General features: G+C 61.5%; 29 protein-coding genes. 8 read left to right on the top strand and 21 right to left on the bottom strand.

Features of this window, described 5'->3' with window-relative positions; translation table 11 throughout:
* Positions 1-36: 36 nt before the first annotated feature.
* From Q0936_RS06685 to Q0936_RS06625, 13 genes are all read right to left on the bottom strand, one after another.
* Positions 37-1,257: a cysteine desulfurase gene (locus tag Q0936_RS06685; RefSeq protein WP_299294883.1), complete on the bottom strand. Its 1,221-nt coding sequence runs from the start codon at positions 1,255-1,257 to the stop codon at positions 37-39.
* Between the two features lies 1 nt (position 1,258).
* The gene (locus Q0936_RS06680; RefSeq protein WP_299294881.1) at positions 1,259-1,855 is read right to left on the bottom strand and encodes a Yip1 family protein; all 597 of its coding nucleotides are present in this window, start codon (positions 1,853-1,855) and stop codon (positions 1,259-1,261) included.
* Positions 1,852-2,334, bottom strand: coding sequence for a YIP1 family protein (locus tag Q0936_RS06675; protein ID WP_299141124.1), 483 nt, complete (start codon positions 2,332-2,334; stop codon positions 1,852-1,854). Before Q0936_RS06675 ends, Q0936_RS06680 begins: the two co-directional genes overlap by 4 nt.
* Position 2,335: 1 nt before the next feature.
* Positions 2,336-3,616 carry a SufD family Fe-S cluster assembly protein gene (locus Q0936_RS06670; protein ID WP_299294879.1) on the bottom strand — a complete coding sequence of 427 codons (1,281 nt, stop codon included), beginning with the start codon at positions 3,614-3,616 and terminating at the stop codon, positions 2,336-2,338.
* Positions 3,616-4,371, bottom strand: coding sequence for a Fe-S cluster assembly ATPase SufC (gene sufC, locus Q0936_RS06665; RefSeq protein WP_299164908.1), 756 nt, complete (start codon positions 4,369-4,371; stop codon positions 3,616-3,618). The genes Q0936_RS06670 and sufC overlap by 1 nt, the downstream gene beginning before the upstream one ends.
* 24 nt (positions 4,372-4,395) lie before the next feature.
* Positions 4,396-5,289 (bottom strand): FkbM family methyltransferase, encoded by an 894-nt coding sequence (locus Q0936_RS06660; protein ID WP_299294877.1) that lies wholly within the window; start codon positions 5,287-5,289, stop codon positions 4,396-4,398.
* A gap of 4 nt (positions 5,290-5,293) precedes the next feature.
* Positions 5,294-5,608 carry a heavy metal-binding domain-containing protein gene (locus Q0936_RS06655; protein ID WP_299141117.1) on the bottom strand — a complete coding sequence of 105 codons (315 nt, stop codon included), beginning with the start codon at positions 5,606-5,608 and terminating at the stop codon, positions 5,294-5,296.
* Complete coding sequence (locus tag Q0936_RS06650) at positions 5,605-5,862, bottom strand: hypothetical protein (protein WP_299294875.1); 258 nt, start codon at positions 5,860-5,862, stop codon at positions 5,605-5,607. The genes Q0936_RS06655 and Q0936_RS06650 overlap by 4 nt, the downstream gene beginning before the upstream one ends.
* Positions 5,859-6,182 carry a hypothetical protein gene (locus Q0936_RS06645; protein ID WP_299294874.1) on the bottom strand — a complete coding sequence of 108 codons (324 nt, stop codon included), beginning with the start codon at positions 6,180-6,182 and terminating at the stop codon, positions 5,859-5,861. The genes Q0936_RS06650 and Q0936_RS06645 overlap by 4 nt, the downstream gene beginning before the upstream one ends.
* Entirely contained in the window at positions 6,182-6,487 is a 306-nt protein-coding gene (locus Q0936_RS06640; protein WP_299377963.1) for a hypothetical protein, read from the bottom strand. Before Q0936_RS06640 ends, Q0936_RS06645 begins: the two co-directional genes overlap by 1 nt.
* 27 nt (positions 6,488-6,514) lie before the next feature.
* Complete coding sequence (sufB, locus tag Q0936_RS06635) at positions 6,515-8,050, bottom strand: Fe-S cluster assembly protein SufB (RefSeq protein ID WP_299141113.1); 1,536 nt, start codon at positions 8,048-8,050, stop codon at positions 6,515-6,517.
* Between the two features lie 20 nt (positions 8,051-8,070).
* Positions 8,071-9,117, bottom strand: coding sequence for an aminotransferase class V-fold PLP-dependent enzyme (locus Q0936_RS06630; RefSeq protein ID WP_299294870.1), 1,047 nt, complete (start codon positions 9,115-9,117; stop codon positions 8,071-8,073).
* Between the two features lie 63 nt (positions 9,118-9,180).
* On the bottom strand, positions 9,181-9,642 hold the full coding sequence (locus Q0936_RS06625) for an Rrf2 family transcriptional regulator (protein ID WP_299294868.1): 462 nt from the start codon (positions 9,640-9,642) through the stop codon (positions 9,181-9,183).
* Between the two features lie 160 nt (positions 9,643-9,802).
* On the opposite strand from Q0936_RS06625, the gene Q0936_RS06620 reads away from it, so the two are divergent.
* The 4 genes from Q0936_RS06620 (at position 9,803) to Q0936_RS06605 (ending at position 12,581) form a co-directional block, all read left to right on the top strand.
* A complete protein-coding gene (locus Q0936_RS06620; RefSeq protein WP_299141094.1) occupies positions 9,803-10,456 on the top strand; it encodes an alpha/beta hydrolase in 654 nt (217 codons plus the stop codon).
* Positions 10,456-10,695: a hypothetical protein gene (locus Q0936_RS06615; RefSeq protein WP_299141093.1), complete on the top strand. Its 240-nt coding sequence runs from the start codon at positions 10,456-10,458 to the stop codon at positions 10,693-10,695. The genes Q0936_RS06620 and Q0936_RS06615 overlap by 1 nt, the downstream gene beginning before the upstream one ends.
* On the top strand, positions 10,692-11,270 hold the full coding sequence (locus Q0936_RS06610) for an HD family hydrolase (RefSeq protein ID WP_299141092.1): 579 nt from the start codon (positions 10,692-10,694) through the stop codon (positions 11,268-11,270). The genes Q0936_RS06615 and Q0936_RS06610 overlap by 4 nt, the downstream gene beginning before the upstream one ends.
* A 96-nt stretch (positions 11,271-11,366) precedes the next feature.
* The gene (locus tag Q0936_RS06605; protein ID WP_299141091.1) at positions 11,367-12,581 is read left to right on the top strand and encodes an NADP-dependent isocitrate dehydrogenase; all 1,215 of its coding nucleotides are present in this window, start codon (positions 11,367-11,369) and stop codon (positions 12,579-12,581) included.
* Here Q0936_RS06605 and Q0936_RS06600 read toward each other — a convergent pair.
* Together Q0936_RS06600 and Q0936_RS06595 are read right to left on the bottom strand one after the other, a co-directional pair.
* Positions 12,578-13,369 carry a class II glutamine amidotransferase gene (locus Q0936_RS06600; RefSeq protein ID WP_299294866.1) on the bottom strand — a complete coding sequence of 264 codons (792 nt, stop codon included), beginning with the start codon at positions 13,367-13,369 and terminating at the stop codon, positions 12,578-12,580. The genes Q0936_RS06605 and Q0936_RS06600 overlap by 4 nt on opposite strands.
* A 3-nt stretch (positions 13,370-13,372) precedes the next feature.
* The gene (locus Q0936_RS06595) at positions 13,373-13,579 is read right to left on the bottom strand and encodes a DUF6356 family protein (protein ID WP_299141089.1); all 207 of its coding nucleotides are present in this window, start codon (positions 13,577-13,579) and stop codon (positions 13,373-13,375) included.
* 114 nt (positions 13,580-13,693) lie between these two features.
* Here Q0936_RS06595 and Q0936_RS06590 point away from each other — a divergent pair, with 114 nt between their 5' ends.
* The 3 genes from Q0936_RS06590 to typA are packed head-to-tail and all read left to right on the top strand — an operon-like array spanning position 13,694 to position 16,378.
* Complete coding sequence (locus Q0936_RS06590; protein WP_299141086.1) at positions 13,694-14,152, top strand: Lrp/AsnC family transcriptional regulator; 459 nt, start codon at positions 13,694-13,696, stop codon at positions 14,150-14,152.
* Between the two features lie 13 nt (positions 14,153-14,165).
* Positions 14,166-14,501 (top strand): multidrug efflux SMR transporter, encoded by a 336-nt coding sequence (locus tag Q0936_RS06585; RefSeq protein WP_299141083.1) that lies wholly within the window; start codon positions 14,166-14,168, stop codon positions 14,499-14,501.
* 59 nt (positions 14,502-14,560) lie between these two features.
* Complete coding sequence (gene typA, locus Q0936_RS06580; protein ID WP_299141081.1) at positions 14,561-16,378, top strand: translational GTPase TypA; 1,818 nt, start codon at positions 14,561-14,563, stop codon at positions 16,376-16,378.
* An 86-nt stretch (positions 16,379-16,464) separates the two neighbouring features.
* Here the strand turns inward: typA and Q0936_RS06575 are convergent, their stop codons facing one another.
* The 3 genes from Q0936_RS06575 to recA all read right to left on the bottom strand — a co-directional run bounded on the left by Q0936_RS06575 (position 16,465) and on the right by recA (position 20,619).
* Positions 16,465-16,752 carry a DUF1330 domain-containing protein gene (locus Q0936_RS06575; RefSeq protein WP_299294864.1) on the bottom strand — a complete coding sequence of 96 codons (288 nt, stop codon included), beginning with the start codon at positions 16,750-16,752 and terminating at the stop codon, positions 16,465-16,467.
* A gap of 1 nt (position 16,753) precedes the next feature.
* A complete protein-coding gene (gene alaS / locus Q0936_RS06570) occupies positions 16,754-19,408 on the bottom strand; it encodes an alanine--tRNA ligase (RefSeq protein WP_299294862.1) in 2,655 nt (884 codons plus the stop codon).
* 128 nt (positions 19,409-19,536) lie between these two features.
* Positions 19,537-20,619 carry a recombinase RecA gene (gene recA, locus Q0936_RS06565; RefSeq protein WP_299141075.1) on the bottom strand — a complete coding sequence of 361 codons (1,083 nt, stop codon included), beginning with the start codon at positions 20,617-20,619 and terminating at the stop codon, positions 19,537-19,539.
* A gap of 198 nt (positions 20,620-20,817) precedes the next feature.
* On the opposite strand from recA, the gene Q0936_RS06560 reads away from it, so the two are divergent.
* Positions 20,818-21,414 (top strand): gamma-glutamyl kinase, encoded by a 597-nt coding sequence (locus Q0936_RS06560; protein ID WP_299294860.1) that lies wholly within the window; start codon positions 20,818-20,820, stop codon positions 21,412-21,414.
* Positions 21,415-21,416: 2 nt separating this feature from the next.
* Here Q0936_RS06560 and Q0936_RS06555 read toward each other — a convergent pair whose 3' ends face one another.
* The 3 genes from Q0936_RS06555 to guaB all read right to left on the bottom strand — a co-directional run bounded on the left by Q0936_RS06555 (position 21,417) and on the right by guaB (position 26,521).
* Entirely contained in the window at positions 21,417-23,618 is a 2,202-nt protein-coding gene (locus Q0936_RS06555) for an ATP-binding protein (protein ID WP_299294900.1), read from the bottom strand.
* Positions 23,619-23,870: 252 nt separating this feature from the next.
* Positions 23,871-25,028, bottom strand: coding sequence for an RsmB/NOP family class I SAM-dependent RNA methyltransferase (locus tag Q0936_RS06550; protein WP_299294858.1), 1,158 nt, complete (start codon positions 25,026-25,028; stop codon positions 23,871-23,873).
* Between the two features lie 44 nt (positions 25,029-25,072).
* On the bottom strand, positions 25,073-26,521 hold the full coding sequence (gene guaB, locus Q0936_RS06545; protein WP_299141069.1) for an IMP dehydrogenase: 1,449 nt from the start codon (positions 26,519-26,521) through the stop codon (positions 25,073-25,075).
* Between the last annotated feature and the right edge of the window lie 69 nt (positions 26,522-26,590).

Genomic DNA, 26,590 nt, shown 5'->3' with positions numbered 1-26,590 from the left:
TGACCGTCCCGCGCACCCTGTCCCCGCGGGGACAGATCAGGCAAACAGATCGTGCGCCAGCTCCAGCGCATCGACCAAAGCGTCGACCTCGGCAGTGGTGTTGTACATCGCAAACGACGCGCGACACGTGGCGTTCAGCCCCATGTGTTCCATCAGCGGCCCGGTACAGTGTTGCCCCGCCCGCACCGCCACGCCCTTCTTGTCGAGGATGGTCGAGATGTCATGCGCATGTCCCGCACCGTCCAGCGTAAAGGAAAAGATCGCGCCTTTGTCCGCCGTCGTACCCTGCACCTGCAACCAGTTCAGCCCGCCCAGACGATCCACGGTGTAGTCGCGCAGCGCGTCTTCATGCGCGGCAATCGCCTCCATCCCGTGACCCATCATGTAGTCCAGCGCGACACCCAGCCCGATCATCTGCACGATGCCCGGCGTGCCCGCCTCGAACTTCATCGGGCCGTCGTTGTAGATGATCCCGTCCTTGGCGACTTCCTTGATCATGTCGCCGCCACCGATGAACGGACGCATCTCTGCCATCCGCTCGGCCTTGACGTAGATCGCGCCGGAACTCGACGGACCGTAGAGCTTGTGCCCCGTGATCGCATAGAAATCCGCGCCGATGTCCTGCACGTCGACGGGCATGTGCACCGCCGCCTGACTGCCATCGACCAGCACGGCGGCACCCTTGGCATGCGCGCCTTCACAGATCGCCTTGACGTCGACCTTGGTGCCCAGGACGTTGGACATATGGGTGACGGCCACCAGTTTGGTCCGTGGCCCAATAGCGTCGATGACCCGCTGCGGGTCCAGCGCGCCCGTGGCATCGACATCGACCCACTTGATCACCACGCCCTGCCGCTCGCGCAGGAAATGCCAGGGCACGATGTTGGCGTGGTGCTCCATCACCGACAGCACGATCTCGTCGCCCGCTTCAAGACGCGGCATCGCCCAGCCATAGGCCACCATGTTGATGCCCTCGGTGGTGCCAGAGTTAAAGATGATCTCATCCTCGGACCCGGCGTTCAGAAAACGCGCGATTTTGGCCCGGACACTCTCGTAATTCTCGGTCGCGAGGTTCGACAGAAAATGCAGGCCCCGGTGGACGTTGGCATATTCCTCCGCATAGGCGCGGGTGATCGCGTCGATCACCACCTGCGGCTTTTGCGCCGAGGCGCCGTTGTCCAGATAGACCAGCGGCTTGCCGTTCACCTCACGGCTCAGGATCGGGAAATCCGCGCGGATCGCGTCAACGTCATACATCTTAAAGTCCTCCGGCTGACACGCCCATCAGGGTCAGGATCAGCATCATTCCCAAAAACAGCCCGGCCACAACGGCCACCAGCAGACCAAAGGCCTGAAACAGTGACCCAAACCGCAACGCCGCGCTGATAAAGTGCAGCAGCAACCAGAACGTCACCACCACCACACACAGCGCAAAAAGCCCCGCCAATGTCGGCACGGCAAGGTTCAACACAATCACGGCAATCTGCGCCGTGGCCCGCAAGGCCTGAAGCCACACCAGCAGCACCAGCATGTCCGCCATCTCGCCGTGCCCGCCCATGGCACGCCCGGCCCAGAACAGCGCCTGCACCATCACCACCAGACCGCCGGCGATGAAAAAGAACAGGATCAGGGGCCGTTCCAGCAGCGACAGGATCGGCAGCGCCTGACGGGTCGCATCGTCCAGCGCACCCGGAAACAGGATCAGCGGCGTCGCGGCAAAAATCGCATTGATTGCCGCCACCGCAAACAGCGCCGTGTAGAGCGTCGCGCGGTCCAATTGCCAACCGATGATCCGCTGCGCGGTCCCTTGCGGGTCCCGCAACGTGTCGACGGCCAGATCAATCACCGGCTTCATGCCGCGCGCTCCTGCGCGAGGGTGCCGGACACCCAGAACCACACAAAGCAGCCGCACCAGAGCAGCCCCACAAGCTGAAGCTGAATGCCCGGCCCGATAAAGCCCGCGACCAGCCCGTGCAGCAGCAACAGTGGCGTCGACGCCAGCAGCGCCCAGAACAGCGCCAGACGCGCGCCATAGCCCGTGCCCTTGCCACCAAACAGCCGCGCCACCACCCGCGCCAAGAGCGCGATGCAGTAGAACATCAGCGGCGCGATAAAGATCCACGCCATGAGCGTCGCGCCCATCAGCATGTTCAGATCCTCACCGGACAGATGCGCCTCGCGTGCCAGACGCGGCAGTTGCGCCACAAATATCAGCGCACAGGCCCCCATCAGGTAGGCCAGCGCGCGATCCTCGCGCGGTCCCATGGTCAAGAGCCGGGACACAACGCGCCCCGGTCCGCGATAGGTGGCGGCAATGTTGCGTGAAATGGCCATCTTAACCGCGATGCCGCTCCAGCCAGCCTTCGAGACGTGCAACCAGCACATCGCGCAGGCCTTCATCCTCGATCTCTTCGACCGCCTCGGCCAGAAACGCCAGCGTCAGCAGGTCCGTGGCGATGGGTGCAGGCACACCGCGCGAGCGCAGGTAAAACAGCGCGTCCTCATCAATCGCACCAGAGGTTGAGCCGTGTGAACATGCCACGTCATCGGCGTAGATTTCCAGCTCGGGCTTGGCGAGGAACTGGCTGTCCTCATCCAGCAACAGCGACTGGCTGATCTGGTAACCGTCTGTTTTCTGCGCACCTTCCTTGACCAGGATCTTGCCCTGGAACACGCCAACCGCGCCATTGCGCAACACCTTTTTGAACACCTGACGGCTTTCGCAGCGTTCGGCGTCATGGGTCACGAACACGGTGTCGTCGTGGTGAAAATCACCGTCACCCACACAGGCCCCGGCCACGTGGGCGATGGCATCATCGCCGGTCAGCTCGATCACACAGTCGTTGCGGGTCAAGCGCCCGTTCACCGTCAGCGTAAAGGATTTGAAGGTCGATTCTGTGCCCAGACGGGCAAAGATATGCGTCGCCGCGAGCCGTTCGTGGTCACGCCCCTGCGCACGGATGTGGTGGAACGCGGCCCCGTCGGCGACGTCAACTTCCATCACCTTGTTGAAGCGCGCCGCTGCCGGGCCGTTCTCGAGGATCGTCAGTTCGGCGCCTGCGTCCAGCTTGACCACGTGGTGCAGGATCGCGTCGGACCCTTCGTCGCCGTGATTGTATTCAAGCGTGATCGGACGCGGTGCCTTGCCCGTGACGTGGATCAGCACGCCGTCGGTGGCAAAGGCGGTGTTGAGTGCCGCAAGCGGCCGTTCAACCGGTGTTTGACCCGCAGTTTCCAGCACGCCGTAAACGCCCTTGGCCCAGTGGATGTCCGCCTGCGCCTCGGCCAGCCGCTCGATCTTGACGTGATCCAGCGCAAGCGCGTCAGATGCGTCGGCGTTGAACACGCCGTCGTCGAACACGATGCGCAGGGCGTCAGTGTCGGCAAAAATCGGCGTCTCGTCGGCATGGAACACAGCCGCCGCAGGCGTGTCGGCCTGGGTCAGCAGATCGGGACGGGTGAATTTCCAATATTCGTCACGCCGTCCGGGCAGGCCCATGGCGCGCAGCCGCGCCAGTGCTTCGGCGCGTGCCGCATCCGCCCAACCACCCGCAGGCGCGGTCAGCGTGGCAATCCGCGCCTCGGTTGCGTCCAGTTTTTCCGCTGTGGCTGTCATTACGCCACCTCGGCCAGGATGTCGGCGTAGCCGTTGTTTTCAACTTCGAGCGCCAGTTCGGGGCCACCGGTTTTCACGATGCGCCCGTCCGCCATGATGTGCACGACGTCGGGTTTGATATGGTCGAGCAGGCGCTGGTAGTGCGTGATCACGAGGAACCCACGGCCTTCGGAGCGCAGCGCGTTCACACCATCAGCCACCAGTTTCATCGCGTCGACATCGAGACCGGAGTCGGTCTCATCAAGGATGCACATCTTGGGCTCGAGCATGGCCATCTGCAGGATTTCGTTACGCTTTTTCTCACCACCGGAGAAACCCACATTCACGGGACGCTTGAGCATGTCGGCGTCGATCTTGAGTTCCTTGGCGCGGGCGCGCACGACCTTGAGGAAGTCGGCGGCGCTCATCTCGTCCTCGCCGCGCGCCTTGCGCTGGGCGTTCACGGCGGTGCGCAGGAAGGTCATGTTGCCCACACCGGGGATTTCCACGGGGTATTGGAAGGCGAGGAAAAGGCCCGCTGCGGCGCGCTCTTCGGGTTCGAGGTCGAGCAGGTCAATATCGCCCAACATGGCCGAACCGCCCGTGACCTCATAACCGTCCTTGCCGGACATGACATAGGACAGGGTGGATTTGCCGGACCCGTTGGGACCCATGATGGCGTGCACCTTGCCCGCCTCAACGGTCAGGTTGACGCCTTTGAGGATTTGCTTGTCCTCTTCTTCGAGTTGCACGTGCAGGTCTTTGATCGTCAGCATCAGTTTTCTTCCTTTGTCATAGCGTCATGCCGCCCCCGCCCGACGCAGGTCGGACGGCAGGTCAGCGATATAGGTCTGGGCGGCCTGTGCCGGAACACGGCCGCGGTCTTCGAGAATTTCAAGGCAGCGCAAGGTCAGGTCGTGGCTGGTCCATGCGCCCGCACTGAGCAGCGCGAGAGTGATCAGCGCATCGGTTTCGGCGTCGTCGATCCCGTCGAGGTTGCGGACATACACGGCATCCCCGTCGATCAGTTGCGACCGCACGCGGCGGCGGTTCAGGGCGTCGATGTGGCGCGAGCCCACGGCAAAGCGGTTGTGATCCAGCATCTTGTGCATCGAGAAGCCCTGGTCGGTCAGTTCGCTGTGCACGTCTGCAAAGGTCGGTTCGTTTTCATAGAGCGGGAAGTAACGCAGTTCGACAATCACCGCTGTGGCCTGTGCGAGTTTGGCGCGGGCGCCGCGGATCACGTCCAGTTCGGCCCCCTGCACGTCCAGCTTCAGCAGGTCGATGGCCGACACGCCATTCAGCGCGTCGAGGCTGTCCAGTGTCACGGGATGGTGCGTGGCCTGATCGGGCAGCGCCTGAAACCGGCGCAGGTATTGCAGCGTGCGTTGGCGCAGTTGGAACAGGGACGCGAGGCCCGATTGGCGCGGATAGACGTGCAGCGTGCCTGTCCCCGCAGGGCCGACAGCGGCGTTGATAAACTGGGCGTGCTCTGGCGCGTTCTCAGTCAGGGCGGCATAGGCCTCGGCCTGCGGCTCAAACCCAACCAGATGGGCCAGACCCGCCTCCGCCAGCGGCGCATAAGGCGGATCGTGCAGCGGATTGGCCCCCACATCCACAATCGACAGAGGCCGCGCAGGCGCAAGCGCCGCCGCCAGATCCGTCAACCGTTTGGAGAGAAGCCCGTCGCGCATCGCCTCAGCCCAGCACCACAGCAGTGCCAGAAACGCTGACCATCAACATGCTGTCGCCGACCACTTCGTAGTCGATGTCCACACCAATCACGGCATTGGCCCCGATATCAGCGGCGCGTTGTTCCAACTCGGCCATCGCGGTGTCGCGGGCATCTTGCAGTTTGGATTCGTAGGCACCCGACCGACCGCCAATGATGTCGGTGATACCGGCAAAGAAATCGCGCACCACATTGGCACCCATGATCGCCTCGCCCACGACAATGCCGCGATAGTCGGTGATGGTGTACCCTTCGAGGGTTGAGGTGGTGGTCAGGATCATGTGTCGTCCTCTGGCATGTCACGCGCAAACACCTGTTGGATGCCCCGCGCAATCGCCGCCGCAGCCAGCAAAAGCGCGCACCAGACCCAAAACGACGTGAGCGCGCCGGGTGCCAGCATCGCCGCGACAATCATCCCCCCGAGCATGGCAATAACAAAGGCCAGCCCACCCTGTTGGGTGCCGTCGAGATCAGAGACCGTGTGACGCTTGATCGGTTTGCGGGTCTCGGGGTCGCTGTGCAACGCGTGTTTCATTTCTCGCGCCCCTTGATCTCGGCAAGGGCTTTGCGGACCTTTTCTTCGGTGCGGGCGTTGCCATGGGCGTATTCATCCTGCGCATCAGACGTCCGCCGGGACAGCCAAATGCCGCGCAATACAATGGCCCCCACAAACCCGAACAAACCACCGGCTGCAACAGCGGGCGGCCACACAAAGCTGGCGATCGCGCCCACAAGCACAGCCCCCACAACGCCGACTGCGATCACCGCAACCATGGGGTTGTGCGACTGTTGGGCCCAGGCGTCACGCGATCCAAGCTTGGCGTGCCAGCGGATGTTCGAAGAGCCCTCGTCCATCAGTCCTGTCCCTTGATCTCTGCCAAGGCCTGTCGGACCTCTTCTTCGGTGCGGGCATTGCCTTGAGGGACCGGGTCGTCCGACATCATCAGGAACAACGCCACCGCGCCAGCGCCAAAGGTCATTGCACCACATAATACAAAGGCCACCAAAAGGCCGGGTGCCACAATTACACTGAGCACGCCGCCAAAGAACGCACCACAGATCACGGCGAGAAACATGCGGCCCGCCACGCTGGGCCGGGCGCTGCGCGCAGGCGTTGCCACAGCATCAGCCTTGCGATGCTCAAAGGTGCGGCCAACCATGCTGTTGTCCTCAAGACCCGCCATCGATCAGCCTACCGACCCTTCGAGCGAGATGGCCACAAGCTGTTGTGCTTCCATGGCAAATTCCATCGGCAGCGCCTGGAGCACGTCCTTGCAGAACCCGTTGACGACCAATGCCACGGCCTCTTCCTCGTCCATGCCACGGGAGCGGCAGTAGAACAGTTGATCGTCGTCGACCTTGGAAGTCGTGGCCTCGTGTTCGACGCGGGATGAGTTGTTCTTGACCTCGATATACGGCACCGTGTGCGCCCCGCATTTGTCGCCAATGAGCAGACTGTCGCACTGCGTATAGTTGCGCGATTCCTTGGCCTTGGGATGCATGGACACGAGGCCGCGATAGGTGTTTTGCGCCTTGCCCGCGCTGATGCCTTTGGACACGATCCGGCTCTTGGTGTTCTTGCCCAGATGGATCATCTTGGTGCCGGTGTCGGCCTGCTGCATGTTGTTGGCGATGGCGATGGAATAGAACTCGCCCTGGCTGTCATTGCCGCGCAGGATGCAGGACGGGTATTTCCACGTCACCGCAGAGCCGGTCTCCACTTGCGTCCACATCACCTTGGCCCGGTCACCCCGGCAATCCGCACGCTTGGTCACGAAGTTATAAATGCCGCCCTTGCCGTTCTCGTCGCCCGGATACCAGTTCTGGACTGTGGAGTATTTCACTTCGGCGTCTTCTTCGATGATGATCTCAACCACGGCGGCGTGCAGCTGCGCCACGTCGCGCTGGGGTGCTGTGCACCCTTCGAGATAAGAGACGTAGGAGCCTTTGTCGGCGATGATCAGCGTCCGCTCGAACTGGCCGGTGTTTTCCGCGTTTATGCGGAAATAGGTGGACAGTTCCATCGGGCAGCGCACGCCCGGCGGCACGTAGACAAAGGAACCGTCTGAAAACACAGCGGAATTCAGCGTCGCGTAGTAGTTGTCGGACACCGGCACAACGGAGCCCAGGTATTTCTTGACCAGCTCGGGGTGTTCCTTGATCGCCTCGGAGATCGAGCAGAATATGACACCCGCCTTGGCAAGCTCCGCCTGGAAGGTGGTGCCGACGCTGACACTGTCGAACACGGCATCCACGGCGACCTTGCGCGGCGCGTCGGTCAGATCCTCGGCCCCTTCGACACCTGCAAGGATCATTTGTTCCTTGAGGGGAATGCCCAGTTTTTCATAGGTGGCGAGCAGCTTGGGGTCGACCTCGTCCAGCGACTTGGGCTTGACCTCCATGCTTTTGGGGCGGGCATAATAGTATTGATCCTGAAAATCGATCTCGGGATAGTCGACCATGGCCCAGGTCGGCTCTTCTTTCTGCAGCCAACGCTCATAGGCGGCCAAACGCCACTCGAGCATCCATTCAGGTTCTTCATTCTTTTCCGAGATCAGCTTGACGATGTCAGGAGACAGGCCCTTGGGCGCGTATTCCATCTCGATGTCGGTTTCCCAGCCGTATTTATAGGCGCCACCAACCTCGCGAACCGCATCAACGGTGTCTTGATCGACGCCGTCCTTGACCTGAACTTCTTGCACAACATTGTCCATTTCAGACATTCCTCTCGCTGCATCACGGCTCAGGCCGCGCGCGCCTCGTGTTTTTTCAACTTTTGCGCCCAAGCCGCGGCAAAGCGCAAAACATCGTCTTCCGTTGTCTCGAGGCCCAGGGACACCCGGACCGCATGGGCCGCCACATCGCCCAATCCCATAGCCGTCAGCACCTTGCTGGCCTTGACCTTGCCGCTGGAACAGGCCGAACCCGCCGAGATGGCAAAGCCGGACAGGTCCATCTGCATCACCTGTGTTTCGCCTTTCCAGCCGGGCGTAGCGAAGCACGTGGTGTTGGGAAGACGTGACGCGCCTTTCCCGACAAAAATAGTTGTATTTGACGCAGCAGCAAGAGCACTTTCTAGAATATTTCTAAGTTTCTCGATGCGGTCCCATTTTCCAGCCTCCACATCGCGCTGTGCGGCCTCGGCAGCGGCACCAAATCCGGCGATGCCGATGACGTTCTCGGTGCCAGAGCGGCGGCCCATCTCTTGCCCCCCGCCCCGCAGGATCGCTTGCGGGTCATCAGCGGTGAAATTGATCAACGCGCCCACACCCTTGGGACCGCCCAGCTTGTGCGCCGACAGGATCATGTAAGCGGGCTTTCCATCACCGTATTGTACGGGCACCTTGCCCGCCATTTGCGTGATATCGCAGACCACCGAAGGGCCAGAGACCACCAAACCGTCCGCCTGCATGACCCCGGTTTCACTGTTTGCACCAGACAAGGCCACCAGCGCAGGGCCGGTGACGGCATCCTGTGTGCCCTCGCTCCAGTCGCCAAAGCAGTCATGCTCAGTGGGCGACGCAACAAAAACACCCCCATGCCGATCTTTCTGCGCCACCGCCAAGGCCGCCGCCTCAGTCGCCGACCCGGTGAACACCACCTGCGTTGGCAAACACCCAACCAGCGACGCCACCTGTGTCCGCGCGCGCTCTACCAGCATCTTGGATGCACGACCCTCTGCATGCACAGAGGACGGATTGCCCACCACATCCATCGCGGCCAGCATCGCGTCCCGTGCCTCAGCACGCAGAGGCGTGGTCGCATTGTGATCCAGATACACGCGGCTCACTGAACTGGCCCTTCATTGTTCACAAAATATGTCGGGGGTTTGGGGGCTGGCCCCCATCCCGCACTATGCCTCATCGACCACCGCCATCAGATTGGGCACCGCGGGGCATGGCACCAACCCGTTTCCAATCACGTCCGACAGGCGCGTCTGGTGCAAAAACACGTAGACATGCGCGCTTAGCCCTTCCCAAAGGCGGTTGGTCAGCGACTGTGCCTTGGACCCGGAGGCTGCACCCGACGCGCCGGCGCCCTTGTGCATCGCGTCCACTTTCTCGTCCACGGCCTCGAGAATGTCAGCGACCCGAATGTCCGAGGCAGAGCGCGCCAGGCGATACCCGCCACCCGGCCCGCGCACCGATACCACCAGATCGGCGCGGCGCAGTTTCACGAACAGCTGCTCGAGATAGGGCAGCGAAATGTCCTGGCGGGTGGAAATGTCGCCCAGGCTGACCAAATCGTCGCCCGGCTGTAACGCGATGTCCGCCAGCGCAACCATCGCGTAGCGCCCCTTTGTCGATAGCTTCATGACCCACACCCCCAATTGACGTCTTTGACCAGACGCCATACATGCTTTGCCACCGCAGGATGCACATCCTGCCAACAAGTTTAGAACGGTTCTAAGGTATCCGATCAATTTCGTCAAGAAATCGGATCCTCAAAAAAGACGCGCGAGGACAGACACGCATATGCCCGAGGTCATTTTTCCCGGACCCGAAGGCCGCCTCGAAGGCCGCTATCACCCCCAAAAAGAGCGGGACGCACCGATTGCCATCGTGTTGCATCCGCACCCGCAATTTGGCGGCACCATGAACCACAAGGTTGTGCACGCGCTGCACTACGCCTTTTACAACATGGGGTTCACCGTGCTGCGGTTCAATTTCCGTGGTGTGGGGCGCAGCCAGGGCGAATACGATCAGGGCATTGGCGAGTTGTCGGATGCCGCCTCGGCGCTCGATTACCTGCAGTCGATGAACAACAACTCGAAACACTGCTGGGTCGCGGGTTTCAGCTTTGGCGCGTGGATCGGGATGCAGTTGCTGATGCGCCGCCCCGAGATCACCGGTTTCATCAGCGTGTCGCCCCCGGCGAACATGTATGACTTTTCGTTCCTCGCCCCCTGCCCGTCCAGCGGCCTGATCATCAACGGCACCGCCGACCGTGTGGCACCGCCTGCGGATACCGAAGGGTTGGTGTCCAAGCTGCACGAGCAAAAGGGCATCACGATCACGCATACGCAGATCGAGGGTGCGGGCCACTTCTTTGAAGAGCCGCATATGGACACGTTGATCGGGCACACCACCGATTACGTCAAACGCCGCCTGACCGAGACGACGCGCTGATGGCGGACCCCGTCGTCATTGAGATGGCCAACAAACTGGCCGAGGAATGTCTCGCCGTGCAAGGCGAGTTGGGCAATGACCGGTTGTTCATGGAAGTGGGCGATGTGCTAGGTGCATCGTCCCAAACCCTCGAAGAGGCGTTTTTGACCGCGATCCGCACGCGGATGGCCAATGACGCGGGCCGCCGGTTTCTGGCGCAACGTCTCAAGGCGCACCGCGCCGCCGCTGCCCAAGAGTGACGCGTCTGGACCAGCAGATCGCCTTTCTGAACGAGGCGGACAAGCTGAAGTCGATCACCCGCGCCACCACCCTCGCTGATGGCAGCCGTGCGGAAAACAGCGCGGAACATTCGTGGCATTTGACTCTTTATGCGCTGGTGCTGGCCGATCAGGCCGGGCCGGACGTGGACATCAACCGCGTGATCAAGATGCTGATCCTGCACGATCTGGTCGAGATCGACGCGGGCGACAATCCGATCTTTGACGATGTGGATGCGGCCGCTGTTGCCGCGCAAGAGGCGGCCGCCGCCGACCGGATCTTTGGCCTGTTGCCGGATGACATTGCCACGTCGCTGCGCCCCATCTGGGAAGAGTTCGAGGCCGCCGAAACCCCCACAGCGCAGTTTGCCAAGGCATTGGACCGGTTCCAGCCGCCGATGTTGAACCTTGCCTCTGGTGGCGGCAGCTGGACCGACTACAACGTCACCGAAGAGATGATCGCCGCCCGCGTTGGCACCAAGATCGCGCGCGGTGCGCCCGGTTTGTGGGACTATGCCCGCAAACGCATCGCCGGGTTCTTTGCGTCTGCTGGTTGATCCGTAAAATATAGTATACCGTTGTATACAGACTTCCCAAACGGGGCGTAACGCGCTAAGCGCGAAGGCAAACCAGTGCTGCAAAGGACAAGGTCCATGACCAAGATCAAGGTAGAAAACCCCATCGTCGAAATGGACGGGGACGAAATGACCCGCATCATGTGGGATTTCATCAAGAAAAAGCTGATCGAGCCCTATCTGGATATCGACCTGCTCTATTACGATCTGGGCATCGAGGCACGTGACGAAACCAACGACCAGATCACCATTGATGCCGCCGAAAAGACGAAAGAGGTGGGTGTGGCCGTCAAATGTGCCACCATCACGCCGGACGAGGCGCGGGTCGAGGAATTTGGCCTCAAGAAGATGTGGCGCAGCCCCAACGGCACCATCCGCAACATCCTGGGCGGTGTGATTTTCCGCCAGCCGATCATCTGCAAGAACGTGCCACGGCTTGTGCCCGGTTGGACCAAGCCCATTGTGGTCGGGCGTCATGCCTTTGGCGACCAGTACAAGGCGACGGACATGAAGTTCCCCGGTGCAGGCACCTTGACGATGAAATTCGTGGGCGAGGACGGCACCGAGATCGAGCACGAGGTTTATCAGGCCAAGGATGCGGGCGTGTTCATGTCGATGTATAACATCGATCCGTCGATCTATGACTTTGCCCGTGCGTCGTTCAACTATGGTCTGAGCCTCGGCTGGCCGGTCTATCTGTCGACCAAGAACACCATCCTCAAGCAATACGACGGGCGGTTCCTCGAGGTTTTCCAGGAGGTCTATGACGCTGAATTCAAAGAGCAATTCGAGGCGGCGGGCATCTGGTACGAGCACCGTTTGATCGACGATATGGTCGCCTGTGCGATCAAGTGGAACGGTGGATTTGTCTGGGCCTGCAAGAACTATGACGGCGACGTGCAGTCGGATGTTGTGGCGCAGGGGTTCGGGTCACTGGGCATGATGACCAGCCAGTTGATGACGCCCGATGGCAAGATAGTGGAGGCCGAAGCGGCCCACGGCACCGTTACGCGCCACTACCGCCAGCATCAGGCGGGCGAGCAGACCTCGACCAACTCGATCGCGTCGATCTATGCCTGGACCGGGGGCCTGAAGCACCGCGCCAAGCTGGACGGCAATGACGCGCTGACCACCTTTGCCGAGACGCTGGAGCGGGTGATCGTGGAGACCGTCGAAAGTGGTCACATGACCAAAGATTTGGCCTTGCTGGTTGGGCCCGATCAGGGGTGGCTGACCACCATGGGGTTCCTGGAAAAGATTGACGAGAACCTGAACAAAGCCCTCGCCGGTTAAGCGGCGAGCGCCGCCGTCTGCGGTGCAAATGGCAGAATGGTGCGGGTGCGCCCTTCGAAGGTGACAAAGCTGCCTTGGGGGACCTCATGCCATTCGGCATCCTGATCGTAGGGTTCGCTGACCACCGACCAGCCGTTTGTGCGGTCGTCCCAGCGGTAGTAGAGCGACGGCGCCTGATTGTCGGACGCGTAGCGCACCGCAAAGAGCCGTTTGCCATCGGTCATGGCGACGGTCATGCGCACAAGCGGGTCAAAGCCATGCGCCTGCCCCGCCTCGGTCAGCGCGGCGGTGGCGCGTTCCAGCCCGCGCAGCGGATCGTCGGCCAGCCCCATGCTGAGGCCTACGAGAAACAGCGCCTCGCTGTCGGTGGCGCCTTTGCGGTCGGGATAAAGCGCGTCGGAGATGCACATATCAGCGGATTTGCGGAACTGGCCAAAGTCGCTGATCTGGCCGTTGTGCATAAAGCTCCAGTTGCCACTGGCGAAGGGGTGGCAGTTGTTGCGGCTGGTTGCCGTCTCGGTCGAGGCGCGCACATGCGCCATGAAAAGCGGCGCGCGCACCTGATCGGTGAGAGACGCAAGATTGGCATCCGACCACGCCGGGAACACATCGCGAAACAGCCCCGGCTCGGGCCGTTGGTCGTACCAGGCCACGCCAAAGCCGTCAGCGTTGATCGAGGTCTTGCTTTGTGACGCGGCACTCGCCTGTTCAATCAGCGAGTGGCACGGGCTGGTGATGACGTCCGACATAAAGATCGGGTCCCCCAGATAAGCGCTCCAACGGCACATCGGTCAGCGCCCCCGCGATTTGATGTCGTCGTACATCGCCGCGATCATGTTCCCGGCGGTCTTTTCAAACAGGGCGGGGATCACGGCGTGGACCGTCGCGGCACCGGCGGCACCAAACAGGCGCAGGGCGAAACGACCGGCAAACAGGGCGTGTTCGACATAGCTTTCGTCGACACTGCGGGGGTGGGTCAGGAATACGCGGCTCAGCATTGTGTTTCTCCTCTTGGTCTGCGGTCAATGTAGGGGTGCGGGCGTGGGAAGATATCTTTGTTTCAGTGACCCAACCGGCTTGTGAGAAGATGAAATCCCACGTATCCCACCAACATGGAGACGTTTGACACGATAGACGCCAAGATACTGCGCGAATTGCAACAAGATGCGTCCATGTCCCTCGACCGGTTGGGAGAGCGTGTGGCCCTGTCGCGCAATGCCTGCTGGCGCCGGGTCAAGGCGCTGGAAGACGCCGGTGTGATCAAGGGCCGTGTCGCTCTGATTGATCCGGCAGCGGTGGGTCTGGGCCTGATGGTGTTCATGCAGATCCGCGCGCACAGCCATGATCCCGACTGGCAGGTCCGCTTTAACCGTGCGACGCGCACATTGCCCGGCATCCTGAGTGTCTACCGCATGACTGGTGATCTGGATTACCTGATCCGGGCGCGGGTCGCGGACATGGCCGGATACGACACGCTTTATCAACAACTGATCGCCCAGGTGCCGATTGCCGATGTCTCTGCCAGTTTCGTGATGGAAGAGATCAAGGACAGCACCGCCCTGCCCCTGTAACAAAGGACGCGCCATGCCTCTGCACTATGTTTACCTTGTCATCGCGGTGGCCGCCGAAACGATTGGCACCACAGCATTGCAGGCCAGCAACCAGTTCACCCGTCTGGGCCCGACAGTTTTGGTGGTGATTGCCTATGCCGTGGCGTTCTATTTTCTGGGTGTCGCGCTGAAATACATCCCCGTGGGCATCGCCTATGCGCTGTGGTCGGGATTGGGGATCGTGTTGATTGCGGTGATCGGCTTTGCCGTGTTTGGCCAGACGCTGGACCTTGCCGCGCTGCTTGGGCTGGGAATGATCATCGGCGGGATTGTCGTGATCCAACTCTTCTCGAACTCTGCGACACACTAGACCTTCCATTCTGCATTGCGGCGCTATATGGGCCGGGCAACAACTCATGAGGCCCGTCAATGGATCTGCGCAACATCGCCATCATCGCCCACGTCGACCACGGCAAAACCACGCTGGTGGACGAGCTGCTGAAGCAGTCGGGCACCTACCGTGAAAACCAGGCGACCACCGAGCGCGCCATGGACAGCAACGACCTGGAACGCGAGCGGGGCATCACGATCCTGGCCAAGGCCACGTCGGTGGAGTGGAAAGACACGCGCATCAACATTGTGGACACGCCCGGTCACGCCGATTTCGGCGGTGAGGTCGAGCGCATCCTGTCGATGGTGGATGGTGTTGTGTTGCTGGTGGATGCCGCCGAAGGGCCGATGCCGCAGACCAAATTCGTGACCTCGAAGGCGCTGGCGCTGGGCCTGCGCCCGATTGTGGTGCTGAACAAGGTGGACAAGCCCGACGCGGAACCTGACCGGGCGCTGGACGAGTGTTTTGACCTCTTTGCCAACCTTGGCGCAGACGACAATCAGCTGGATTTCCCGGCCATGTATGCCTCTGGCCGCTCAGGCTGGGCCGATATGGAGCTGGACGGGCCGCGCAAGGACCTGACCGCACTGTTCGACCTGATCGTGGATCACGTGCCTGCGCCTGCACAGGTGGCTGCACGCGACGAGCCGTTCCGCATGCTGGCGACCACATTGGGCTCTGACCCGTTCATCGGTCGTATTCTGACGGGCCGCGTTGAAAGCGGTACGTTGAAAGCAGGCGAAACCGTCAAGGCCCTGAGCCGTGACGGCAGCCTGATCGAAAACTTCCGCTGCACCAAGATCCTCGCGTTCCGCGGTCTGGGTCAGCAGCCCATTGATCTGGCCGAGGCGGGCGACATCGTCACGCTTGCGGGCATGTCCAAAGCGACCGTGGCCGATTCCATCGTCGCCCCATCGGTGTCCGAGGCTCTGCCCGCACAGCCCATCGATCCGCCAACCATCACCGTTACATTTGGCATCAACGACTCGCCTCTGGCGGGCCGTGACGGCAAAAAGGTGCAGTCCCGCGTCATCCGTGACCGGTTGATGAAAGAGGCGGAATCAAACGTCGCGATCAAGATCACCGACACCCCCGGCGGCGACGCCTTTGAAGTGGCGGGCCGCGGCGAATTGCAGATGGGTGTTTTGATCGAAAACATGCGCCGCGAAGGGTTCGAATTGTCGATCTCGCGTCCGCAAGTGCTGTTCCAAGAGATCGACGGCGTGCGTCACGAGCCCATCGAAGAGGCGACGATTGACGTGGACGACGAATACTCGGGCGCTGTGATCGAAAAGATCACCGGCGCACGCAAGGGCAACCTGGTCGAGATGAAACCGGCGGGTGCGGGCAAGACGCGCATCGTGGCACATGTGCCGTCGCGCGGGCTGATCGGCTATCACGGTGAGTTCCTGACCGACACGCGCGGCACTGGCGTGCTGAACCGGGTGTTTCACGAGTGGGCGCCGCACAAAGGGGCCATTCCGGGCCGTCGTGCAGGTGTTCTCATCTCGATGGAGAACGGACAGTCGGTGGCCTTTGCGCTGTGGAACCTCGAGGAGCGTGGGCGCATGTTCATTGGTGCGCAGGCGGATGTCTATACGGGCATGGTGATCGGCGAGCACAGCCGTGAGAATGACCTGGAAGTGAACCCGCTGAAGGGCAAAAAGCTGACCAACGTGCGCGCAAGCGGCACCGACGAAGCGGTCCGCCTGACCACGCCCATCACGCTGTCGCTGGAAGAGGCGATTGCCTATATCGATGACGACGAGCTGGTGGAAGTCACACCCAATGCGATCCGGTTGCGCAAGCGCTATCTGGACCCGCACGAGCGCAAGCGGATGGCCCGCGCGTCCTGAGGGCAGACCGGGGCGCTGCCCCGGACCCCGGCATATTTCGAGAACAATGAAGCAGTCGCCGGTTTCGGGCGGTTACTTTTTTTTTGCTATTCTGAGGTTTCGACGATGAGCAGTTCGCGTTCGGAGGCGCCGCGCGCGTGCTCCAAAGCGGCCTGATAGGCGGCTGAGTGGTAGCATTTTTCCGCTGTTTCCACGTCAGGAAACCGCGCCACGACGTTACGCGGGCGGTCCTTGCCTTCAAGCTGCACGTAGCGTCCACCACGGGCGATAAACGTCCCGCCATGTTCTGCGATGGCGACTGTCGCGCCGGCGGCGTATTTCTTGTACGCCTCTTCGTCGGTGACAGTGACGTGTGCGATCCAGAGTGCTGGCATCTTATCCTCCCATAACGGATTTTGCGGCTGCGATGGCGGCATCCGCGTTGCTTGCGTCCTTGGCGCCACCCTGCGCCATGTCCGGACGGCCACCGCCGCCCTTGCCGCCCAATTCGACCACGGCCGCCTTGACCAGATCGACCGCGCTTACCGTGTCCACCTTGTCTGCGGTGACCCCTGCGGCCACGGCCACTTTGCCGTCCGCTTCGGCAATCAACAGGATTGCGCCTGTGCCGAGGCTTTGCTTCTGCGCGTCGATGAGTGCTGGCAAATCCTTGCCCGTGACACCCTGCAGGACCTGCGCCAGAAACGGCGTTCCTGCGACATCTTCGGCCTCTGGTGCCGCTTGGCTGCCGCCTGACATTGCCAGCTCACGGCGCAGCTGCGCCACCTCGGCGGTCAGGGCCTTGCGTTCGTCCAGCAGCGTCTTGATCCGCGCCGGGACGTCCTGCGTTTGCGCCTTGAGCGCCCCCGCAACCTCGGACAGCACTTGATCCTGAGCGCGCAGGTGGTCCATCGCCGCCTGCCCGGTCAACGCCTCGATCCGGCGCACGCCTGCACTGGAGGCACTGTCGCCAAGGGTGACAAAGGCGCCGATGTCGCCGGTCTGCCGCACATGCGTGCCGCCGCAGAGCTCGAGCGAATAGGTATCGCCGCCCGTGCCCTTGCCCGAACCCGCTTGCGTGCCCATCGACACCACGCGCACCTCGTCGCCGTATTTCTCGCCAAAGAGCGCCTGCGCCCCCAAGGCACGCGCATCGTCCGGCGTCATGATCCGGGTTTCGACTGCGCCGTTCTGGCGGATATAGGCGTTCACCTCTGCCTCGACCTGCGCCAGTTCATCCGCGCTCAGCGCCTTTCCATGGCTAAAGTCAAAGCGCAGACGGTCGGGCGCATTGAGCGACCCGCGTTGGGCCACATGATCGCCCAGAGCGCCGCGCAGGGCCTCGTGCAACAGGTGCGTCGCAGAGTGGTTGGCGCGGATGGCGGAGCGGCGCGTCGGGTCAACTTCAAGAACCGCTGCTTGTCCTTTGGTAAGATTACCTTTTGTCACCTTCGCCAGATGCACAACGACGTCTGCAGTCTTGACCGTGCCTGTCACTTCAGCCGTGCCGGTGTCGGTGCGGATCTGACCGGTATCGCCAACCTGACCACCGCTTTCGGCGTAAAACGGGGTCTGGTTCAGAGCGATCTGAACGGTTGTTCCGGCCTCGGCCACGTCGCCTTGCACCCCGTCGATAACCAACGCGGTGATTTGGCCCTCAGCGGTTTCGGTGTCATAGCCCAGAAAATCCGTGGTGCCGCCGGTTTCGGCCACGTCGAACCAAACGGTCGCATCCGCTGCCTCGCCAGAGCCCGACCACGCCGCGCGTGCCTTGGCTTTTTGTTCGGCCATGGCCGCGTCAAAGCCGTCCGTGTCCACACCAAGACCACGCTCACGCAGCGCGTCCTGCGTCAGATCGAGCGGGAACCCGTAGGTGTCATAGAGCTTGAATGCCGCCGCACCGGGCAGCTCTCCGCCCTCGGGCAAGCCGCTGACCTCGTCGTCCAGCAGTTTGAGCCCACGGTCGAGCGTCTGCTTGAACCGCGTTTCTTCGGCTTGCAGCGTCTCTGTGATCAGCCCCTGCGCCTGCCCCAGTTCGGGATAGGCCGCCCCCATCTGGCGCACCAGCGCGGGCACCAGTTGGTACATCACCGGGTCCTTGGCCCCCAACAGGTGGGCGTGGCGCATGGCGCGGCGCATGATCCGGCGCAGGACATAGCCCCGCCCGTCATTGGACGGCATCACGCCATCCGCAATCAGAAACGAGGTCGAGCGCAAGTGGTCCGCAATCACCCGGTGATGCACGTTGTGATCGCCGTACGGGTCCATACCCGTGACATCCGCCGACGCCTCGATCAGCGATTTGAACAGGTCCGTGTCGTAGTTGTCGTGGCTGCCCTGCAAGAGCGCGCCAATCCGTTCCAGCCCCATGCCGGTGTCGATCGACTGCATGGCGAGGTCGACCATCGAGCCATCTTCGAACTGTTCGTTTTGCATGAAAACGATGTTCCAGATTTCGATGAACCGGTCGCCGTCCTCTTCGGGGCTGCCGGGAGGGCCACCCCAGATGTGGTCGCCATGATCATAGAAAATCTCGGTGCAAGGCCCGCACGGACCGGTTGGCCCCATTTGCCAAAAGTTGTCGGAAGTGGCGATGCGGATGATCCGGTCTTCGGGCACGCCGACCTTTTTCCAGATCTCAAAGGCTTCGTCATCGGTATGATAGACTGTGACGTATAGCCGTTCCTTGGGGATGCCGAACTCACCTGTAATCAGGTTCCACGCAAACGGGATCGCCTCGTGTTTGAAGTAGTCGCCGAAGCTGAAGTTGCCCAGCATCTCGAAAAACGTGTGGTGGCGGGCGGTATACCCCACGTTGTCGAGGTCGTTGTGCTTGCCGCCAGCGCGCACGCATTTCTGCGCAGAGGTCGCACGGGCATAGTCGCGCCGCTCGATCCCGGTGAACAGGTTCTTGAATTGCACCATGCCCGAGTTGACGAACATCAAGGTGGGGTCGTTGCGCGGCACCAGCGGGCTGGAAGGCACCACCGCATGCCCTTGTTTTTCAAAGTAATTCAAGAAGGTCGAGCGGATGTCGTTGAGCGATGGCATGGGCGTGATCCGAGGCGGCTGAAAGGTCGTCCTGACATAGCCCTGTGACGCGGTGGTGTCCACAAACGAAACAGGGCGCCGATGCTGCGGCGCCCTGTTCCAATGGATATGCGGATGGACCTCAGGCGTTATGCCTCGAGGATATCGTCGTCATCCGCCTTTTTCTCGCCCTCGGGCATGTCAAAATCGAGACCGTGTGCAGCGCGAATCTTGTCCTCGATGTCCAGCGCAATGCGGCTGTTTTCCTTGAGGAACGTCTTGGCATTTTCGCGCCCCTGCCCGATCCGTTCGTCGCCGTAGCTGAACCAAGAGCCTGATTTCTCGACCACGCCCGCCTTGACGCCGAGGTCCAGCAGTTCGCCCATTTTCGAGATGCCTTCGCCATACATGATGTCGAATTCAACCTGCTTGAACGGCGGTGCGACCTTGTTTTTCACAACCTTGACGCGGGTGGCGTTGCCGACAACCTCGTCGCGGTCCTTGAGAGCGCCAATGCGGCGGATGTCGAGGCGGACCGAGGAATAGAATTTCAGCGCGTTGCCGCCGGTTGTCGTTTCGGGCGAGCCGAACATGACGCCGATTTTCATCCGGATCTGGTTGATGAAGATGACCATACAGTTCGAACGGCTGATCGAACCGGTGAGTTTGCGCATGGCCTGGCTCATCAGGCGGGCCTGGACGCCAACGCTGCTGTCGCCCATGTCACCCTCGAGTTCGGATTTGGGTGTCAGCGCTGCAACCGAATCGACGATGACCATGTTCACCGCACCGGAACGGACCAGCGTGTCCGTGATTTCCAACGCCTGTTCGCCGGTGTCGGGCTGCGAAATCAGCAACTCATCCAGGTTCACACCCAGCTTTTTGGCATATTGCGGGTCCAGCGCGTGTTCGGCATCCACAAAGGCGCACACGCCGCCCGACTTCTGCTGTTCTGCGACGCAGTGCAGGGTCAGCGTCGTCTTGCCCGAGGATTCGGGGCCATAAATCTCGACAATCCGCCCCATGGGCAGGCCGCCAATGCCAAGCGCGATGTCCAGACCCAGGCTACCGGTCGAGCTGGCCTTGATGTCCTGAATGGCGCCCTCGTCGCCCAGCTTCATGATCGACCCCTTGCCGAACTGGCGTTCGATCTGGGCCAGGGCACTGTCCAGCGCCTTTTGTTTGTCTGCCGATTTTTTGTCTGTCATGGTCAAAAGGTCTGCCGTTGCCATTGATTTGGTCCCTTGTGTCATACCCGCAGAGGCGCAGCAATCGTTGCTGTATCCACGCGGATGTTCCTGTTGCGTTCCTTATGAGATCAAAACCGGAACATTTCAATAAAATTCTCTGCATCCACCTTTTGCGGTGAGGTGTTAAGGAGTAGTTTACAGCAAGGCCCACCGCGGCAAATAAATGACGAGGCGCAGCAGATGTTGGTGTTCTACAAAGCGAATTTGGCGTTTCTGTCGGTGCCGAAAACCGGGACAACCGCCTATGAGAATGCATTGCGCGACCATGCGGACATGGTGATTTCGGAACCGCCGACGCTGAAACACGCGCCGGTGTACCGGTACAATCGCTTTGTGCGGCCGATGTTTGTGAATGTGTGCAAGGTGGAGTTGGAGTTGATGGCCGTGATGCGCGAGCCGATCAGTTGGCTGGGCAGTTGGTGGCGTTACCGGCAGCGTCCGTTTATGGCGGGTCGGCCAAACGCGACGCATGATGTGAGTTTTGATGACTTTGTGCAAGCGTATATGAAGGGTAAAAAACCCTCTTTTGCGGATGTTGGCAGCCAGTTGAAGTTTCTGGAGACGCAACCCAACGGTGTCGGGGTCACGCACCTGTTCCGTTACGAGGACCAGGCGCGCCTGCAGGGCTTTCTGACCGACAGGTTGGGCGTGTCGTTCGATCTGGGCCGGGCCAATGTGTCACCGTCAGTTCCGATGTCTTTGTCGCCTGACGTTGAGGAAAAACTGCGCCGCAAATGCGCGGATGAGTTTGCGCTCTACGAGAGTATTCCAAGCTAGGCTCAGTGCAGCTGCTTGTGCACGGTTTCGGCGAGATCATTCAGTGAGAACGGCTTGGGCAGGAAAACCGAATTTGGGATGTTGTCCTGTTGGTTGTTCAGCCTGTCCTCGGCATAGCCTGACACAAAGACCACGCGAACCTCGGGCCGTTCCTTGAGTGCTTCGCGTACCCAGCTTGGCCCGTCCTTGCCCGGCATCACCACGTCGGTGACAAACAGATCGACGTTCAGGTTTTCGTCTTCCAGCGTTTTGAGCGCGGCTTCGGCGGAATCAGCCTCGAGTACCGTATAGCCTCGCAACCGTAGGGCGCGGCTGGCAAAGGCACGCACGGGCGCCTCGTCTTCGACCAGCAGGATGACACCATCGCCGTGCTTGGGTTCGGTCACCTGTTGTGTCGGTGCTGCCGCAGCTTTTTTCGGCGTTGGGTTTTCGAGGACAGGGAACATGATCGAGAACGTCGTCCCCTCCCCCAAGGTGCTGTCCACAAAGATAAAACCACCCGTTTGCTTTACGATCCCGTAGGCCGTCGACAGGCCCAGACCCGTCCCCTCGCCAGTCTTCTTGGTGGTAAAGAATGGCTCGAACACTTTTTGCAGTTTGTCCGCAGCGATGCCGACACCCGCGTCCTTGACCCGCAAACAGACATATTCGCCGGCTGGAACCGTGACGCGGTCGCGTTCGAGAGGGTCGTTGAGGGTCACGCATTCCGTCTCGATCTCGATCTCACCACCTTCGGGCATGGCGTCACGGGCGTTGACGACGAGGTTCATCAGCACCTGTTCCAACTGGCGTTTGTCGGCGCGGATGGGTTTGAGCACAGGATCGTGGGTCAGTGACAGCCGCACCTTTTCGCCCACAAGCCGGTTCAGCAAGTGCGTGAGGTCGGCCATGGTGTCGCGCAAATCCAACTCTTCGGGGCGCAGATTTTGCTTGCGCGAAAAGGCGAGCAATTGCCCAACGAGCGCCGCTGCGCGGTTGGCGTTTTGATTGATCTGCACCAAGTCGCTGTAGTCGGAATCACCCTGATCATGGCGCAGAAGCAAGAGGTCGCAGTGGCCCGAAATCGCGGTCAGCAGATTGTTGAAATCATGGGCAACACCCCCGGCCAACTGGCCAATGGCCTGCATCTTTTGGCTTTGGACAAATTGCGCCTCAAGCGTTTTGAGTTCGGTGGCATCCGCAAGGACAGCAACAATGGAAACCTCGCCCTGGTCCGACATCCGGTTGAGCGCGACCTGCACAAACATCTCCTTGTCCGCGCGTTTCAGACGCAAAAACTCGGATTGTTGGACCGCACGCCCGGACACCGTCTCGTCCAGCCAGTCAGCAATGGGTCGCCCAAGCCCGGCCATCAGATCGCCGATATGAGTGCCTTCGACCAAACCGGGACCAACAAGGTCCGCACCCTTGCGGTTAAAGCTGCGGACGCGACCGTCGGGCGCGAATCGGACCAGCGGCACCGGCAAGTCCTGAAAGGTGGACCAGGGGGCTGTGGCGTCGCCCTCTTCGGAGGGAGGCAGCAAGTAGATGGCGGTGCGGCCAGCGCCCGCATCCACGCGCGCAGCCAGCACGTCTATGGCCCCTTCGGAGGTGGTGATCTTGTTCGACTGACCATAACGCACCGGCAAGGCGTCAAAAATGGCGTCCAGCGCCTTGACCCGCCCACCGATCAATGTGCGCGCCCCCTCGTTCATATAGAGCACCGCGCCATTGCGCCCGGTCATCACCATCGGCAGTCCCGGACCGTCGGTTCCGCGGCCCTGCCCGGTGTCAGGCACAGCCTCAAGCCGCCAGAGAAAGCGCGCATCCTCCATTTCGTGCACGGCTAGGCGCATGTGGCCACGGCGGGTCACCAGATCCTCGCGGGCCGCGCCCTCAATCTCTGCGGCGGCCTTGAGGCGAAAGAGGATGCCGCCCGGATTGGCAAAGGTATTGCGCAGCGTTCCGGCCAGCGTTTCACCGGAACGGGTGGCATAGGTCTGGCGCGCGGCGGCATTGGCGCGGATCACCTCGCCATCGGCGGTACAGACGAAACTGGGCGAGGCATCTTTTTCGATAAAGGTGCTGATGGCGGACATCGTCACCGCGTCCTTGCTGCGCACCTTGCGTCCGTTCAACGTCACCGCGAGGCCCAACCCCATCAAGACAGTTGCGGACACCGCAAGACCTAGCTGGATCAACGGTTCTGGCGCCAAAGCGGCCATAACACCGAGCAGTACAGACGCGCCCAACAGGCTGGTTGCCCGATGCGCGCCGCCGCCGGTGATCCGGGACGTGGTGGAGTTGGAATGCGCCGTGTCTGACACCTGTCCCTCGCCTTTGTCGATTCGTTGCCTCGTTTGTGCAATTGAATCGGTTAACTGGCCCTTAATCCAAGCGCGCGCGCACACGCCTCACTCATCCTTAGCACAACCAAGGCGAAAGCTGTTAAACTTTAAGTTGAGTTAAATCAGCGTTCAGGCGCGGGTCAGGCAAGCGAGGAAAAACCCGTCGCCCTCCGCGTCCACCGTCCACGATTGCGCGCGCGTCGTCACCCAGTCGGGGTGGCGGGCGAGGAATGCTTCGATCTGGCTGGCGTTTTCGGAAGACAGCACCGAACACGTCGCATAGGCCAAGGTGCCACTGGGCGCCACAAGGCTGTGCGCGGTTTCCAGAACGTCGGCTTGCATCTTGTGTAGTTCATCCAGCCGTTCGGGTGTCAGTGCCCATTTGGCATCAGGCGTGCGCCGCCACGTGCCAGAGCCTGAGCATGGCGCATCACATAGCACCAGATCGAACGGGCCTGCATCAGCCACCGCGTCGGGCGCGCATGTCTCGATTGTGTGACCGCCACGCTCTGCCCGCAGTGGCAAATCCTGCATGCGGCGCGGGTCAATATCATGCGCGGTGACGGACCATCCTTGGGCGGCCAGGGCCAGCGATTTACCACCGCCACCGGCGCAAAAGTCGAGCGCACGTCCCTGACCGGGCAAGGCGCGCACAGCCGCCTGGCTCGAGGCATCCTGAATTTCGACCAACCCGTCGAGATAGGGCGCGGACAACCGCACCTGCCGGGCACCGGACGTCACGGTCAGCGCGCTGTCAGCGCGGGCGTTCGGTATGGTTTCAATGCCGAGGCCCCGCAGTGCGGCCTGCGCGGTTTCGCGATCCGTCTTGGTGGTGTTCACGCGCAGTGTCACGGGTGCGCGTTCGGTCAGCGCCAAGGCGGTCCGCGCGGCATCACCGCTGAGGCTGTCGCGCCAGCGGTCGATTAACCATGCGGGCAAATCCCAGAGGTCTGGCGTGTCTTCGGGCTCCGTACCGCTTGCGCGTTCTTCGGCGGTCAAAGGGGCCGGTGCATGGCCCTGGCCGTGAAAAAGCGTATCGGCATCCTGTTCGGCGGCCCGCAAACGGCCGATCATGCGCGCGCGGCCCGTTGTGCCGCCGCCGCGTACCACGTCGCTGTTCCAATGGCGCAGAGCGTCAAAAACGTGATCGCGCACGGCCGCGCGATCCTTGGATCCGGCAAAGCGACTGGAGCGCGCCCAGCGGGTCAGTGCCTGTTCAGCGGGGCGCCCATCAGCAATGTCGTCAAGGATTTCGATGGCGGCAGCCACCCGTGCACCGGGTGTCACCCTACAGCCTCGACATCAATATGTGCGCGCAAATCATTGATCCATCACATGATTCTGTAATTCGGCGACTCGCGCGTGATCTGAACGTCGTGGACATGGCTTTCCTTGAGGCCTGCCCCGGTGATTTTGACGAATTGGCAGTTCTTGCGCATCTCATCGACCGTGCCACAGCCGGTATACCCCATCGCAGCGCGGAGACCGCCGACCAGTTGGTGAATGACCGCACCTGCCGAACCTTTGTAAGGCACCTGGCCCTCGATCCCTTCGGGCACCAGTTTGTCGCTGGCCGCGTCCTTTTGGAAATAGCGGTCTGCGGACCCGCGCGCCATGGCACCAAGCGAACCCATTCCGCGATAGGATTTGAAGCTGCGGCCTTGGTACAGGATCACTTCGCCGGGGCTTTCGTCGGTGCCCGCGATCATACTGCCGACCATGGCGCAGGATGCACCGGCGGCGATGGCCTTGGCGAAGTCACCGGAGAACTTGATGCCACCATCCGCGATGACAGGTACGTCCCCCGCTGCAGCGGCGCAATCCATGATGGCCGTCAACTGCGGCACACCCACGCCCGCCACCATGCGGGTGGTGCAGATGGAGCCGGGGCCAATCCCGACTTTGATCGCGTCGGCACCGGCGTCAATCAGCGCACGGGTTGCAGCCCCCGTGGCCACGTTGCCCGCGACGATCTGCACTTCGTTCGAGAGGTTCTTGGCCCGGCGCACGGCCTCGGCCACCCCTTCGGAGTGTCCATGGGCGGTGTCGATCACGATCATGTCCACACCTGCGTCCACCAGCGCCTCGGCGCGTTCAAACCCGGCGTCACCCACGGTCGAAGCTGCGGCGACCCGCAGGCGGCCCAGCTCGTCCTTGCATGCGGTGGGGTTCAGGACGGCCTGTTCGGTGTCCTTGAGTGTCAGGAGGCCGGTCAACTTGCCTGCCTGATCCGTCACCAGCAACTTTTCAATACGGCGCGCCTTCATCAGACTGATGGCTTCTTCGCGGTCGGCGGGTTCGGTCAGGATGGCCAGATTGTCCGACGACATCATCACCGACACCGGCGTGGCATCATCGCTGGCAAAGCGCATGTCGCGGTTGGTCACAATGCCCATGACACGGCCCGTTTCATCCACCACTGGAAAACCTGTCACGCGGTAGCGTTCCTGAAGGGCCTTGGCGTCGGCCAGGGTCTGATCGGGGCGCAGGGTGATCGGATTGTAGACGATCCCGGATTCAAAGCGTTTGACCCGGCGGATTTCGCGGGCCTGCGCCTCGATGTCGAGATTGCGGTGCACTACGCCCATGCCGCCAGCCTGCGCCATGGCAATGGCCATCCGGCCCTCGGTCACGGTGTCCATGGCGGAACTGAGCAGTGGGATATTCAGGTCGATCCGACCGGTGACCCGTGTGCGTGTATCCGCCGTCGTGGGCAACACGTTGGAAGCCGCCGGGACCAGTAGAACATCATCGAAGGTGAGCGCCTCGCGAATCTCCATGGGTGTCTCCTTGGAAGGGTTCGTTTGACGCTTCCCTATTTCACGGGTTCGGGAAAATGGAAAGGGGCA

The organism is uncultured Tateyamaria sp. (assembly GCF_947488715.1).
Lineage (GTDB): Bacteria > Pseudomonadota > Alphaproteobacteria > Rhodobacterales > Rhodobacteraceae > Tateyamaria.
Note: the sequence above shows the minus strand (reverse complement) of the source record. Positions and strands in the feature narration are given on the sequence as shown.

Bases quoted from the DNA above. Each gene is read 5' to 3' on its own strand.
- Q0936_RS06685 (WP_299294883.1), bottom strand. From the start codon at position 1,257: ATGTATGACGTTGACGCGATCCGCGCGGATTTCCCGATCCTGAGCCGT.
- Q0936_RS06680 (WP_299294881.1), bottom strand. From the start codon at position 1,855: ATGAAGCCGGTGATTGATCTGGCCGTCGACACGTTGCGGGACCCGCAA.
- Q0936_RS06675 (WP_299141124.1), bottom strand. From the start codon at position 2,334: ATGGCCATTTCACGCAACATTGCCGCCACCTATCGCGGACCGGGGCGC.
- Q0936_RS06670 (WP_299294879.1), bottom strand. From the start codon at position 3,616: ATGACAGCCACAGCGGAAAAACTGGACGCAACCGAGGCGCGGATTGCC.
- sufC (WP_299164908.1), bottom strand. From the start codon at position 4,371: ATGCTGACGATCAAAGACCTGCACGTGCAACTCGAAGAAGAGGACAAG.
- Q0936_RS06660 (WP_299294877.1), bottom strand. From the start codon at position 5,289: ATGCGCGACGGGCTTCTCTCCAAACGGTTGACGGATCTGGCGGCGGCG.
- Q0936_RS06655 (WP_299141117.1), bottom strand. From the start codon at position 5,608: ATGATCCTGACCACCACCTCAACCCTCGAAGGGTACACCATCACCGAC.
- Q0936_RS06650 (WP_299294875.1), bottom strand. From the start codon at position 5,862: ATGAAACACGCGTTGCACAGCGACCCCGAGACCCGCAAACCGATCAAG.
- Q0936_RS06645 (WP_299294874.1), bottom strand. From the start codon at position 6,182: ATGGACGAGGGCTCTTCGAACATCCGCTGGCACGCCAAGCTTGGATCG.
- Q0936_RS06640 (WP_299377963.1), bottom strand. From the start codon at position 6,487: ATGGTTGGCCGCACCTTTGAGCATCGCAAGGCTGATGCTGTGGCAACG.
- sufB (WP_299141113.1), bottom strand. From the start codon at position 8,050: ATGTCTGAAATGGACAATGTTGTGCAAGAAGTTCAGGTCAAGGACGGC.
- Q0936_RS06625 (WP_299294868.1), bottom strand. From the start codon at position 9,642: ATGAAGCTATCGACAAAGGGGCGCTACGCGATGGTTGCGCTGGCGGAC.
- Q0936_RS06620 (WP_299141094.1), top strand. From the start codon at position 9,803: ATGCCCGAGGTCATTTTTCCCGGACCCGAAGGCCGCCTCGAAGGCCGC.
- Q0936_RS06615 (WP_299141093.1), top strand. From the start codon at position 10,456: ATGGCGGACCCCGTCGTCATTGAGATGGCCAACAAACTGGCCGAGGAA.
- Q0936_RS06605 (WP_299141091.1), top strand. From the start codon at position 11,367: ATGACCAAGATCAAGGTAGAAAACCCCATCGTCGAAATGGACGGGGAC.
- Q0936_RS06600 (WP_299294866.1), bottom strand. From the start codon at position 13,369: ATGTGCCGTTGGAGCGCTTATCTGGGGGACCCGATCTTTATGTCGGAC.
- Q0936_RS06595 (WP_299141089.1), bottom strand. From the start codon at position 13,579: ATGCTGAGCCGCGTATTCCTGACCCACCCCCGCAGTGTCGACGAAAGC.
- Q0936_RS06590 (WP_299141086.1), top strand. From the start codon at position 13,694: ATGGAGACGTTTGACACGATAGACGCCAAGATACTGCGCGAATTGCAA.
- Q0936_RS06585 (WP_299141083.1), top strand. From the start codon at position 14,166: ATGCCTCTGCACTATGTTTACCTTGTCATCGCGGTGGCCGCCGAAACG.
- typA (WP_299141081.1), top strand. From the start codon at position 14,561: ATGGATCTGCGCAACATCGCCATCATCGCCCACGTCGACCACGGCAAA.
- Q0936_RS06575 (WP_299294864.1), bottom strand. From the start codon at position 16,752: ATGCCAGCACTCTGGATCGCACACGTCACTGTCACCGACGAAGAGGCG.
- alaS (WP_299294862.1), bottom strand. From the start codon at position 19,408: ATGCCATCGCTCAACGACATCCGCTCGACCTTCTTGAATTACTTTGAA.
- recA (WP_299141075.1), bottom strand. From the start codon at position 20,619: ATGGCAACGGCAGACCTTTTGACCATGACAGACAAAAAATCGGCAGAC.
- Q0936_RS06560 (WP_299294860.1), top strand. From the start codon at position 20,818: ATGTTGGTGTTCTACAAAGCGAATTTGGCGTTTCTGTCGGTGCCGAAA.
- Q0936_RS06555 (WP_299294900.1), bottom strand. From the start codon at position 23,618: ATGGCCGCTTTGGCGCCAGAACCGTTGATCCAGCTAGGTCTTGCGGTG.
- guaB (WP_299141069.1), bottom strand. From the start codon at position 26,521: ATGGAGATTCGCGAGGCGCTCACCTTCGATGATGTTCTACTGGTCCCG.